A 13,054-nucleotide genomic window follows, 5' to 3' on the forward strand; every position below is an offset into this window, starting at 1 on the left:
TCCCGATTGTCAAGTAAAAGTGAAATTATTTTTTAACTTAATTTTTTCACTTTTTCCTGGTAACAGATTGATAGTGAGTGGTTTATTTCTCTTTTTTCAATCTCCCTCATTGTTTGGGAGTGCAAAGATACGAGACGTTAATTAGTTTGTCAAGTAAATCTGAAAATAAATTTTTAGGTTGATTTTCAGGCTGTTGCACGTAACGAGTTGATTGCCAGTGGCTTTCGCTTGTGTTTTCGACTCATTCCCGATGTTTGGGAGTGCAAAGGTAGGTGGATTTTGGCCCGGTGTCAAGCCCTGGTTTGAAAATAATTGGGGCCTTGCCAAACATTATTTGGTAAGGCCCCAATTATCAGCCACTTAACCAATGAAAATTCTTTATACTTTTTTCAACAAATGATTCTTTTTACCCTTTGAGACCAGTATGTAACGGTCTTGAAGCCACTCTAAGTCAACAGTCGCAGCAGGATCTGATACTTTTACTTTATTAATACTGACTGCATTTTGAGTAATTGCCCGTCTTGCCTCACCCTTTGACGCATAAACTTCTCCCAGGCTAGCTACAGATAATAGATCTGTGATGTCTTTACTGTTCGCTAATGCATCAGAAGAAATTTCAGTTTGAGGTACACCTTCAAAGATGACGTCAAATTCATCTACTTGTATGGACCGTAAAGTTTCGAGGGTGGCCTTGCCAAAAAGTACTTCAGACGCTTTAACAGCTAGTTCATATCCAGCTTCTGAGTGTATTCGAGTCGTTACTTCTTTTGCAATTGCCTTCTGAAGGATTCGCAGATGTGGCGCTTCGTTATGCTGCCGCTCCAGTTCTTCAATCTCCTCACGGGTCAACAGGGTGAAAACACGAATTAGGCGGGGACAGTCGGCATCGGTAGTATTAAGCCAGAACTGATAAAATTGGTAGGGTGAAGTAAGTGCAGAGTCTAGCCAGACATTGCCACTTTCAGATTTCCCAAACTTTGTACCGTCCGATTTAGTCACCAGGGGTGTTGTTAGAGCAAAGGCCTGATGCCCGCCCTCCTGACTTTCGGTTCCTCCTTCTTTTCTACGAATGAATTCGGTACCGGTAGTTATGTTGCCCCACTGGTCGGAACCTCCCATTTGAAGGCGCACGTTTTTATGCTTGTAAAGCCAGTAAAAATCGTAGCCCTGCAACAACTGGTACGAGAATTCGGTGAAGGAGATACCCGTTTCAAGGCGCTTTTTGACCGAATCCTTCGCCATCATATAGTTGACGGTAATGTGTTTTCCAGCTTCCCGCAGAAAACCCAGAAAGGAAATTTCCTTAAACCAGTCGTAATTATTAACCATCTCGGCTGAGTTAGCCCCGCAATCGAAGTCAAGGAACTTGGTCAGTTGCTCGCGGATGCCGTTCTGATTACGCTGTAGCGTTTCTTCTGAAAGAAACTCCCGTTCGGCGGATTTACCCGACGGGTCACCAATCATACCGGTGGCCCCCCCAACCAAAGCGAAAGGCTTGTGACCCGCTCGTTGTAAATGAACGAGCAACATAACAGTAGCCAGGTTACCAATATGGAGTGACGCAGCGGTTGGGTCGAAGCCAATGTAAGCCGCTGTCATTTCTTTCTGTAGTTGCTCCTCGGTACCGGGGGTCATGTCGTTTAACATGCCGCGCCAGCGGAGTTCGTCAATAAAATTCATAAGTAATACTAAAGAGTGAACGAGCGAATCTGTGAACAAGTGCAAAGGGATGAACCGGCAACAGGTATGTAAATGTCTGCCTGCTATGCGCTTTCACACTGTGCATTTCGCAAAAATAATGGTTTATGGTATGAGAAGGGACGAGTCCCCATAACTCAGAAAACGATAGTCGTTATTGAGAGCCTCTTCATATACGTATTTCCAGTTGTCGCCAATAAGGGTAGCAATCAGTAAGATGAGGGTTGATCCCGGCTGGTGAAAATTAGTTACCAGCCCTTTACACAACCTGATGCGATAACCAGGCGTTATGTAAATGCCCGTATGCGCTACAACCGACTCTTTGTTAGCGGTTACCAGATAGGTTAAAACAGCGTCAAGCGCAACAGCTACACTTGGCTGTTGATCAACCGGGAGCTGGTATGCATAATGCTGATCGAGTTGAAAGGGATTAGGCTCTTTTTGTACCAGCTTCGCTCCTATCCAGTATAGACTCTCCAGCGCCCGCATAGACGTTGTGCCTACTGCTATTATTGTATCCAGATGATTCAGCAGATTCCTCAAATTAGCCTGAGTGTACACAACTTGCTCCGTATGCATGTGATGCTGCCTGACATCATCCGTTTTTATGGGCTGAAACGTTCCGGCCCCAACGTGTAACGTCAGGTAATCATGATCGATATGCTTATTCGCTAAGGCTTCGAATACAGCCGGTGTGAAATGCAGTCCAGCAGTTGGCGCGGCTACAGCTCCCTCCTGTTTTGAATAGACGGTCTGGTACGTTTCCCGGTCGGTGAAAGTAGCTTCTCGTTTGAGGTAGGGGGGCAATGGGATTTCTCCTGTATACTGAATAAGCTGCGCAAACGTCAATTCGGCGGGTTGCCAGCTTAGCCTAACAGCTGACTGATCATACTCATACCAGGAAGCGGAAAGCGTAACTTCCCCTTCGGGCGTAGAGAACCTCGTTTCCAATGATTCGTTCCGTCTCCAGCGCTTTCTGTTACCGATCATACCCTGCCAAATTGCGGTGCCGGTTGCTTCCATAGCCAGCGAGATTGGCGCAGGCTCCCCACCAGGTTCTGTTGGCAATGGATTCAGCAGGAACAATTCAATAACGGCCCCTGTCGGTTTGGTGAAGTGCAGCCGTGCAGGAATGACTTTTGTATCATTAAATACCAGAAAGCTATTCGACGGCAATAGATCAGGTAAATCCGTAAACCGGTTATGGCTCACGGCTCCCCCCTTACAGAGAAGCAGTTTCGAGGCATCGCGCTGGGGCAGCGGGAATCGGGCAATCCGATGATCGGGTAAGTTGTATTGAAACTCGCTCAACAACAACTCATTCGTATTAGTCATCATCACCGGGTTTCATGAACAAACGGATGGGCAACCACGCCAGTACAGCAATCAGAATAGCCGTACTCAGAGGCAGCAACCAGGCATACTCGACCGCCCGAATCGGACGGTCGGACCGGTTGAGGAAAGAAAGGACCAACAAACCCAGACCAACGATCGTGTTAATAGCCGACATGAGCAAACTGAACCAGTTCTTGAAAATTAAATTCAGTTTTGGTCGGTTGGCTGCCCAGACATCGTGATTAGGCACCGGAAGTTTTTCGGTCGGCACTTTGGCGATCAGCCGCGAAGCCAGATTTATCAGGGTGTTGTTAATGATAAAAATGCCGATGGCCAGATAGAAAATTGTTTCGCGCCCTAGGGTCTGGATAGGTTGATTCTGCTCGTCGAAGCGAACCGCTACCGCATCGGGGTACGAGATATAACTACTGAAAAGAGCGAACAAGAATCCGGCAATGGAGAGAATACGCCATACCCGAATAAAAAAGATACCTGCTTTCATCTAAATACTATACGTGAAACGGGGAACGATTGACTGACAGATTACCCTTCTCGGATACCACGTCATCGTTAGAACCACTTTATGAAATTTACGTCTGACTTTTTCAAATCAGGCCGCAAAGGTAAGGCCCGAACGGGGGAAATCCGTTAGCTTAGCCACTTGTTAAGCATAATGGTTTCGGTAGCGTATGAAGATTTACACAAAAACAGGTGATAAAGGCCAGACGGCGCTAATTGGCGGGCGCAGAGTATCGAAAAGCGATTTACGAATTGATACCTATGGAACCGTCGACGAGTTGAACTCCTGGATAGGCCTGGTTCGTGATCAGCCTGTAAACAATGGTCGTAAGGATTTATTGAAAGAAATACAGGATCGACTGTTTACCATCGGCTCAGAACTGGCCACTGACCCGGAAAAGACCCTCAAGCGGCCGATGCCTGCAATCACCCCCGGGGATGTTACGCTGCTGGAGCAGGGCATGGATAGTATGGATGCGGAGCTACCCGAGCTGCGGGCCTTTGTGCTACCCGGAGGGCATCAGTCCGTTTCCTTCTGCCACCTCGCCCGGACGGTTTGCCGACGTGCCGAACGGCTGATCACTTCCCTCAATGACGAGACGAATGGTAGTGTAGACGAACTCGTTTTACAGTATGTTAACCGTCTATCTGATTACCTTTTTGTGTTGAGCCGTAAAATGGCACAGGAATTGACTGCTGAAGAAGTAACCTGGAAGCCAAGGGTCTGATTTTTAACTGATTGACGTTTTGTATCGATTAACTCAAAAAAAACTTGTCTTGACAACTAAATTTACTCAATCTAATTTTTTAGCTTTGCCTCAGCCAGTTCACAATAGGCTAACTCATTAACCATAAGCAGTTATGACGACGGACGTATTACAAATTGAATTGCGAAAAGCGGAACGCTCTCGTATTCAAGAGGTAGATTTTAACCATCTGCCTTTCGGCAAACACTTTTCTGACCACATGTTTGTGGCCGATTTTATAGATGGTCAGTGGCAGAATCAAATGATTGTGCCGTTCGACAACTTTACACTAAGCCCTGCTCTGTCGTCGCTACATTATGGCCAGTCTATTTTTGAAGGCATGAAAGCGTTCAAGAATGAAGAAGGTCAGGTTTCTCTATTTCGCCCTTACGCGAACTTTGAGCGTATCAACGAATCGGCCCGGCGTATGTGCATGGCCACGCTACCTGAAGAAGTGTTCATTGGTGGGCTGGAAGCGCTCCTGCGCGTGGATGCGGATTGGGTACCCAACACCCCCGAAAGTTCGCTTTACGTACGTCCTTATATGTTTGCAACGGATACGTATCTGGGTGTAGCTCCTTCGAAAACGTACCGCTTTTGCATCTTCACCTGCCCGGTGGGTGCCTATTATTCAAATCCGCCAAAGCTGAAGGTTGAAACCGAATACATTCGTTCGGCACCCGGTGGCGTTGGTTATGCCAAGTGCGCCGGTAACTACGGCGGCTCGCTGTATCCAACCCTGATGGCACAGCAGCAAGGTTATGACCAGTTGATCTGGACCGACGCCCGCGAACACAAATACATCGAAGAATCGGGCACGATGAACATCATGTTTGTTATTGATGGTAAGCTGATAACCCCGGCAACTTCCGATTCGATCCTGAAAGGTGTTACCCGTGATTCCATTCTTCAAATTGCCCGGAGTTGGGGCATGGAGGTAGAAGAGCGGTTGGTATCTATCGACGAAGTGATCGCTGCTATTGAGAATGGCCGTTTAACCGAGGCTTTCGGTGCGGGCACGGCGGTGGGTTCATCACCCTATTCGCTCATCGGTTATAATGGCAAAGATTACATGCTGCCAGAATTTGCACCTGAAGAGTCATTTGCTGTTAAAGTAAAAAACTACCTAGCTGATCTGCGGACCGGCAAAGTAGAAGACACCTTCGGCTGGATGCACCACGTGTAGGCTAGTTGCCAGTATAGAAATACAAAAGCCCCAACCATGCAGTTGGGGCTTTTGTATTTCTATACTACGAGCTCTTACTTTTGATAAACTTTGTGCAGAACGACTTACTGTAAGGATGCCGTTGCCGTGCCGGAAGCTGGCCCAATCTTGATTTTGAGGCCGAAATCTTTCCCTTTCGACACGTCTTTCAACACAATCTTCTCTCCTTGCCGACCTATCCATTGCGTACCACCTTCAGCGGGTTTCGAGGCACCGTAACGTGCCGTAAAATACGTGCCTAATTCTTTCTGGTAATCACTAACCGACTGGCGGCTGTTAAGAAACAGGTCGACATCAATTGCCGATACCTTCGAGTTGGTTTGATAATAAAGTATATCCGCCGATTCGAGATTTTTGAATTCGATAGTGTAACCAACGTGCTCGGCGTCACGCTCAAACGGCTCCCCTTTCTCAGTTGCGTTTACTTTAGTGAACTCATCGCCAAGGTCGACACCCCGCCAATGACTGTCGGGCGTTAAACCCAGATCGGCCAGATGCCCGGTTATAGCAATCGTAGAAGTTGTCTCAGGAGATGATAAGCTTGCTGCCGTGGAATCCACTGCTGTGGAGTCGCTTTTTTTGCGGTCACTGCAAGCCGTAAACACGAGCGTTGACACGCAAACAGCGAGTCCAAGGAAATATCGATTCATATTCGTCTGGTTGGTTGCACAAAAATAAGCATTGAGATGGGTTACTCCTGTTGTATACACAGGCCAGATTTCTGGACAGCAAGGACTTTATTGAGTTTGGTACTTTAGACAGTTGATTTTTGACTTATCTACTCAATAAGTCCTGTAGATGAACCCAAATTATAAAATGTAGTTTTGTAAGTATAACACGCGTTCGCGAAGAGCTACGATTATGCCTATTTCTTTATTTGGTGCCGAGAAAATCCCGTTCGACAGTATACACAATATCGAGAAAAACATTCCCAACATCATTTTATGGGCTGTTCCGGTTATGCTGTTCTTCACAGTTATTGAGATGGCCGTCACCTACTATCAGGAGAAAGAATTCTACGAGAAGAAAGAAACAATTGGTTCGATCCTGGTCGGGCTGGGTAACCTTGTCGTTACGGCCGCGCTGAAACTTGGCTTGCTCTATATGTGCATCTGGATTTACAACCTTATTCCCTGGCGTATGGAGTTGCAGTGGTGGACGCTTATTCCCTGCTACATTATCTATGATTTCTTCAGTTACTGGGCACACCGCGTATCGCACGAACAACGATTCTGGTGGGCCACTCACATCGTCCATCACTCCGGCGAGCATTACAATTTGACGGTTTCCTACCGGCTAAGCTGGATTCAACATTTAAAGATCATTTTTTTTCTACCTGTTGCTTTCATGGGTTTTCACCCGATCATTTTCTTCGTAACCAACCAAATCGCCGTACTTTTCCAGTTTTGGGTGCATACAGAATACATCCGGCGGATGCCCGCCTGGGTTGAGTACATCTTTGCCACGCCATCTAACCACCGCGTACATCACGGCTCACAGGAAAAATATATCGACAAGAACTTTGGCGCGACATTTATTTTCTGGGACCGGATATTTGGCACTTTCCAGCCAGAAGAAGAGCCGGTGATTTACGGCGTTACAACGAATATCACTAATAAGGCGAATCCGTTCTTTATCAATTTTCATGAGATTACCGACATGGTCAGCGATGTAAAAAGGGCAAAGGGATTCCGTAAAAAGTTCTTTTACGTTTTTGGTAGCCCGGTCAAAATTGCGGAAGAGAAAAAAGAAATGGAACGCCAGCAACAGAAAGCAGCGTCTGTGACGGCCTGATTAGCTAACCCGTTTGCCATGCAGCAGCATATCGACCGCATCGTTAAGTGAACCGGCCTGCGTAACCTGTCCCGAGTTGATGAAGAATATTTCGTCTGCGCTCTCAATGGTGTTCAGCCGGTGAGCGATTATAATTCGAGTTGTCCTTTCGGGAAGTTTTTGAAGTATTTCGTCCAGCAATTGCTCCGTAACAGTGTCAATGTTGGCGGTGGCTTCGTCCAGAATGAGGAGGTCCGGGTTACGCAAAACAGCGCGCATAAAGGCGATAAGCTGCTTCTGGCCGAGGCTGATGGCATCCCCGCCGTTCTGCACGGTTGTATCCAGCCCTTTGTCAAATCGCTCGACTAAATCATCCAGATTGGCATTTCGAATTACCTCCACAAGTTGTTCGTTGGAATAATGCTGATACGATTCGTTTCCGTAAAGAATATTTTCGCGCACTGTGCCCGTAAACAGGAAGGGTTCCTGTAAAATGAAGCCAATCTTACGGGTGCGCTCCGCGGTCGTGTACGAGCGAATATCGTTTCCTTCGAGCAGAATAGTTCCGCTTGTTGGGTCGTATAAACGGGCCATAAGCGATGCAGTGGTCGTTTTACCACCCCCGGTTGGTCCAACGAGTGCATAGGTCTTGCCCCGAGCCAACTCGAAACTGATGTCGTGCAATACCTCTTTCCCATCGGGATAACTAAACGTAACGTGCTGAAAGGAAAGCAGGGCTGGTGCTTGTACTGGTTGTTGATTTCCTACCGGTACCAGATCCGTTTGCATGGACAAAAGATGCGAAATACGATCCCAGGCGGCCAGAGCCACCTGAAAGTTGGCCCACAAAGCTGCCAGCTGCCGGAGCGGGTTGTAAAAATTGTTGACGTAAGAGAAAAAGCTGATCAGCAAACCGACCGTAAAATTGCCTGTGGAGATCAAATAGATGCCAAAGGTCAGCACAACAAGCTGACCCAAGTTAGCTGCCATACCAATCACGGGCGTAAACACGTTATTGGCCAACCCCGCCCCAACGGCTGTCTGGTAACTTTGCTGATTGGCTTCATCGAACCGTCTCCGAAAATAATCGCGCCGATTGAACGCAATGATAACCTTGAAGTTGTTCAGATTTTCCTGAATTTCGGCACTCAGATTCCCCACACTCTTGAGGTTAGCGGCATTCTTCTGTTTTACCCAGGCCGACGTTGCCTGCGTGAAAATCCACATTAAAATGGCAGGTGACAGTGCTGCGGCTCCGAGTGGCAATTTGATGAACAATAAAAACAGACTAGCGCCGGTCATGATAAAAATGCTCCCCACAAACTGCATCAGCGACTGCGAAAAGAACTGATTCAGCTTATCGGTGTCATTATTGATCCGGGAAATTAGGTCGCCGGCTTTATTCTGAGTGAAGAAAGCCACAGGCAGTTCCTGCAGTTTATTGAACACCGCGTTCCGGAGTTTGAACAATGTACGCTGCCCAATGCCCCCCATCAGGCGGGTTTGCACGTAATTCGTCACAAAGGCAATAATGTAGATACCCATCAGAATACCCGCGTTCATCAGGATACCCTCATAATCTTTTTTTTGAACGTAGGTATCGATTGTATGCCCAATCAGGACGGGGCTTACCAGCGTCAGGCTTGAGTTTACCAGAATAGCTACCAATGCCAGAATCAGCCGTTGCTGTTCGTCGCTGATCAGTGCCAGCAACTTCCGAAGGGCTTTGTAGGTAGCGTTTTTTTCTTTTTTTGGCCCGATAGCCTGATTAAGATCGTACTTCATACTGGCTGGTGCTGCGTTGGGATTGGTAAATCTGAGCGTACTCGGGGCTGCTCAGCAGAAGTTCGGAATGGGTACCTTTGGCAACAACCTCGCCTTCCATCAGCAAGACTATCTGCTCGTAATCCTCGACAGGAGCGATTTTCTGTGTTACGGACAACAACGTCAGGCCAGGATAATTCTGCTGAACATTGGTCAGGATTTTTTGCTCCGTATTCGTGTCCACGCGAGCTGTAAAATCGTCCAGTAACAGTACTCGGGGGTTAAGTGCCAACGCCCGCGCCAGCATGATCCGCTGCTTCTGCCCACCCGACAGGCTGTTTCCCCGTTCGGAAACAACGGTCTGAAGCTTTTGGGGTAGAGTATCAATGAACTCCGGCAACTCCGCCGTAGTAATCGCCTTTGCCAGCGACTCGTCGGTTGCGGTGTCGCTGAACGCAATGTTTTCGCGGAGACTCAGATTGAAGATGATACTGTCCTGAAAAACGAACCCAACCTGCTGATGAAAGGAGTCTTCATCGTAGTCGGCGATGGGCTTGCCGTCATACAACACGCGGCCTGAACCCGGATTGAGCAGCCCGGTGAGCAGATACAGCAGTTGACTTTTTCCGGCCGCCGTCGGGCCGACGATAGCCGTCCGGCTTCCGGCTTTTACCGAGAACGACACGTTTTTCAACGCCGGTTTTTCACCGTAATAGACCGACACATTTTCCAGATCAATATCGCCCTTCAGTGGGGCAGTCAGTGTTCCGGTTTGGGTGGTTTCTGCGGCCTGTAGTACTTGATTAACGCGCTCATACGAAGCAGAAGCCTGTGCAATGACATTACTCATGAAACCGATTACGACAATCGGGAAAATCAGTAACGCGAGGTAGCTGTTGAAGGCGGCAAAATCGCCCAGCGACATACTGCCCGTTATTACGAAGTGCCCACCAAGAACCAGAATTGTCAGTGCCGCTATATTTGCCGTGAAGCTGATAACCGGAATCAGAGCTGCGAACAGTCGTAAAATGGATAATCCAAGGTCTTTCGCTTCGGTATTTGCCGCCAGAAATTTATCATATTCAAGCTGCTGGGAGTTCAGCACCCGGATAATCGCCGACCCAAGAATACTTTCATTAATGACCCGATTGAGCCAGTCAATCACCTCCCGGCTTCGCTTGAATAACACCCGGACTTTTTTCAGAACCAGATAAAAGGTAACACCAATGATCGGTACAATGGTCAATACCGCCAGTGCCAGTTGCCAGTTGATACTAATCAGTAAAATACTCGCGCCGACAATGATACACAGAGACGAGGCAATGGACACAATGGCCTGCGAAACAAACAGCTTGACCGAATCAACATCCGACGTCAGGTTCGTCAATAACCGCGACGGATTGGTTTGCTGAATGTAGCTGAAACTTTGCCGTGAAATTTTGTCCGCCAGCTTCGTTCTCAAATCCCGCGCAACCCGTTCTGAAGCGTACGTCTGAACAATACTCTGGAGATACGTGAACACAAGAATAAGTACCGAGGCTCCCAGAAACTCGATGAGCATCGTGCGTAGGGCAAACCGCCCGGCGGCATAGTCGTCAATACCGTGCGCAATCAGCATCGGCAGCACCAGGTTGACTCCATTACTGACCAATGCGAGCAGAATCAGCAGGATAATTAGCCGGGAATAGGGCTTGAGCAGAGTCATTAACGGAGACGACGGCTTTTTAGACGGCCCTTTCTTCGACGCAGCGTTATCCATATGAAGTTCTGATGGTGAGGTTCTTTGATGAACAAAGATAGATAATTGCTATTGTAGCGTGTAGTACCATGGCTGAAAAGCCACATACCACACGCTACAACTACGCTTTACACAAAACGGCAATTACTCTTTTTCTGCGGTTGGCTTCGTTATATCGACAATTTTCGTCGGTTTGCCCGTTTTGCGTTCTTCAATCTGTTCAAGCAGTTTCAAGCCCATCAGACCATTAAGTGACCCTTCGGTACCGTTGCCATTGCCGCCATTAATCACAATGTCGGGGATAACGCGAATATGTCCTTTCCCGATCTCTTCGGTGATTTTGAAGCGTGTAAAGTTCTCGTCGCCCATGGCTTTCACCTGTAGCTCGTAAGCTTCGGCCGTGGAGCGACCAATGGCCAGAATTTTCTCGGCTTCGGCGGTACCGGTCTTAGCTATCCGCTCTGCTTCGGCATCGGCTGTCAGTTTAGTAGCTTCCGCATCGGCGGCTGCCTGCCGACGACGAGCTTCGGCATTGGCCTCCGCCCGAACTTTGGTGGCTTCGGACTCGGCGCCAACCTGTAATTTAAGACTACGGGCCTCCCCTTCCGATTTTTTCACGGCGGCATCGGCCGTTCGCTGGGCAATTTCAACACTTTGCTGCGCCTTCACCACTTCGCGCTGAATATCGGCCAGGGCCGTTTCACGTTCCATACCCTGCCGTTTTTCCTGCGCCATCCGTTGCGTTTCGTAGGTCTTTTCTTCCTCCTGCGCAATTTTCCGGTCGGTAAGGGTTTTCATCAGACTATCGGGCGGCACAATGTCGCCGATGAGGGTATCGACGGCATTAACGTTATATACTTCGAGCACCGCACGAATATGTTCGCGAGCCGCTTCCTGCCGTTCTTTTCGGGTACTGAGGAAGGCGATGACGTCTGAATCCTGAGCCGAGTTTCGGAAATAGTTACCGATCGTCGGTTCCAGCACCTGCGACACCAGGTTGGTCATGCTGCCAAAGCGAGCAATCACTTTAGGGGCTTCTACGGATGGAATATGAATGATCTGCGCCACATCGAGATTGAACGGGAAGCCGTCTTTTGACCTTACCGTAATGGTCGAGAGGTTCCGGTCCAGTGCGTGGGCTTCGGTACGGGCGTTGGCCCAGTTCAGCACCAGGTTTGTTGTTGGCACCACCTCTACTTTCATGGTAAAGGTATTGATGGGGTACTTACCCGGCCCGATAGGCTCCATCCAGACGCCCCGAAACCCTTTCTGCACGATATTGCCGTGTTTGAAGGATGCACCGGTAACGTCTTCGCCATCCTCGCCAATGTACGAAATCACGACACCAACGTGGCCAATTGGGACTTCGGTCATAGGAATCTCTTCAATCTGGACCGCCCAGGGATTGATGTAATACGAACCCGCCAGCACCACCTGCGGCTGCAGACCCCGGTTACCTCCGTTCTGCAAAAAATAATCGACATTCTGGAAGTTGTTATGCCCTTCCACATTCTTACCGGCAATCTGGCCGGGTTGAAGGGGAGCACCGTCCAGCGTGGTAATAATGCCCACCATATTTTCCCGAATAACGGTCATATCGGCAACGGTAATCGTAAACGCATAGGGGTTTATCCGATATGTACCCGGCGTCAATACCGATGTCTGCCGACCTTTTTGCCCGCCACTGTTCAGAAACCGCTCGGTATCCTGAAAGTTATCGGATTCAACACGCCGGGCAAGGATGTTACCCGTTGGCAGTTCGGCACCATCGTTGGAGAGAACGAGCCCTATTTTACCTTCAGGAATAACCGTGAACGGCTGCATAGTAATGCCATACTGCCAGGGCCAAAGCCACCAGTATAAGCCCGGTGCCAGGGTTTGCGCCTGGTAACCGGCCTCACCTTTTGTAGCAATGATGCGCCCATCGGGCAAGCCACGGTCGGCACCAACAAGTACATATTTTTTGGTTACCAGACCAATACGGTCTTCGGGCACGATGACCATGCCAAACAGGAAGCGGAGCACTAATTTGTACAGTACAACCGCGAACAGTAACCCGATCAACCAGGACCAGGTAGACATAAAGGATAAAAACTCCATGAATGAAACGGGGTTTTATTGGTTAAGAAATGAGTTAAAGAAACAGTCCGACTATGAGTCGGAAAATGAAGACGGAGCGCCTACATCGGAGTGAGGGATATGTTTGTCAGATTGACGGGTCAAATGTAGAATTCTCTGAATGGGTACGTATCGAAA

Annotated in this window: 10 protein-coding genes; 3 read left to right on the forward strand and 7 right to left on the reverse strand. The window is 48.4% G+C overall.

Annotation, left to right across the window (positions count from 1 at the left end):
• Positions 1 to 378: 378 nt before the first annotated feature.
• The 3 genes from tyrS to ACYVJM_RS27335 all read right to left on the reverse strand — a co-directional run bounded on the left by tyrS (position 379) and on the right by ACYVJM_RS27335 (position 3,535).
• Positions 379 to 1,680, reverse strand: coding sequence for a tyrosine--tRNA ligase (gene tyrS / locus ACYVJM_RS27325; protein WP_461151398.1), 1,302 nt, complete (start codon positions 1,678 to 1,680; stop codon positions 379 to 381).
• Between the two features lie 123 nt (positions 1,681 to 1,803).
• Positions 1,804 to 3,033: an S-adenosylmethionine:tRNA ribosyltransferase-isomerase gene (locus ACYVJM_RS27330; protein ID WP_461151485.1), complete on the reverse strand. Its 1,230-nt coding sequence runs from the start codon at positions 3,031 to 3,033 to the stop codon at positions 1,804 to 1,806.
• Entirely contained in the window at positions 3,026 to 3,535 is a 510-nt protein-coding gene (locus ACYVJM_RS27335; protein ID WP_461151399.1) for a hypothetical protein, read from the reverse strand. The genes ACYVJM_RS27330 and ACYVJM_RS27335 overlap by 8 nt, the downstream gene beginning before the upstream one ends.
• A gap of 187 nt (positions 3,536 to 3,722) precedes the next feature.
• Between ACYVJM_RS27335 and ACYVJM_RS27340 the strand changes: the two genes are divergently transcribed.
• Both ACYVJM_RS27340 and ACYVJM_RS27345 read left to right on the forward strand, forming a co-directional pair.
• Entirely contained in the window at positions 3,723 to 4,280 is a 558-nt protein-coding gene (locus ACYVJM_RS27340; protein WP_461151400.1) for a cob(I)yrinic acid a,c-diamide adenosyltransferase, read from the forward strand.
• Between the two features lie 133 nt (positions 4,281 to 4,413).
• Positions 4,414 to 5,484 (forward strand): branched-chain amino acid aminotransferase, encoded by a 1,071-nt coding sequence (locus ACYVJM_RS27345; protein ID WP_461151401.1) that lies wholly within the window; start codon positions 4,414 to 4,416, stop codon positions 5,482 to 5,484.
• A 104-nt stretch (positions 5,485 to 5,588) separates the two neighbouring features.
• On the opposite strand, the gene ACYVJM_RS27350 is transcribed toward ACYVJM_RS27345, so the two are convergent.
• Positions 5,589 to 6,173 carry a hypothetical protein gene (locus ACYVJM_RS27350; protein WP_461151402.1) on the reverse strand — a complete coding sequence of 195 codons (585 nt, stop codon included), beginning with the start codon at positions 6,171 to 6,173 and terminating at the stop codon, positions 5,589 to 5,591.
• 211 nt (positions 6,174 to 6,384) lie between these two features.
• Between ACYVJM_RS27350 and ACYVJM_RS27355 the strand changes: the two genes are divergently transcribed.
• Positions 6,385 to 7,317, forward strand: coding sequence for a sterol desaturase family protein (locus tag ACYVJM_RS27355; protein ID WP_461151403.1), 933 nt, complete (start codon positions 6,385 to 6,387; stop codon positions 7,315 to 7,317).
• Here ACYVJM_RS27355 and ACYVJM_RS27360 read toward each other — a convergent pair whose 3' ends face one another.
• The 3 genes from ACYVJM_RS27360 to ACYVJM_RS27370 form a co-directional block, all read right to left on the reverse strand.
• Entirely contained in the window at positions 7,318 to 9,081 is a 1,764-nt protein-coding gene (locus ACYVJM_RS27360) for an ABC transporter ATP-binding protein (protein ID WP_461151404.1), read from the reverse strand.
• The gene (locus ACYVJM_RS27365; RefSeq protein WP_461151405.1) at positions 9,065 to 10,819 is read right to left on the reverse strand and encodes an ABC transporter ATP-binding protein; all 1,755 of its coding nucleotides are present in this window, start codon (positions 10,817 to 10,819) and stop codon (positions 9,065 to 9,067) included. The genes ACYVJM_RS27360 and ACYVJM_RS27365 overlap by 17 nt, the downstream gene beginning before the upstream one ends.
• Positions 10,820 to 10,942: 123 nt before the next feature.
• Positions 10,943 to 12,898, reverse strand: a complete 1,956-nt coding sequence (locus tag ACYVJM_RS27370) for an SPFH domain-containing protein (protein ID WP_461151406.1) — start codon at positions 12,896 to 12,898, stop codon at positions 10,943 to 10,945.
• Positions 12,899 to 13,054 lie beyond the last annotated feature (156 nt).

It is taken from the genome of Spirosoma pulveris (assembly GCF_054781875.1).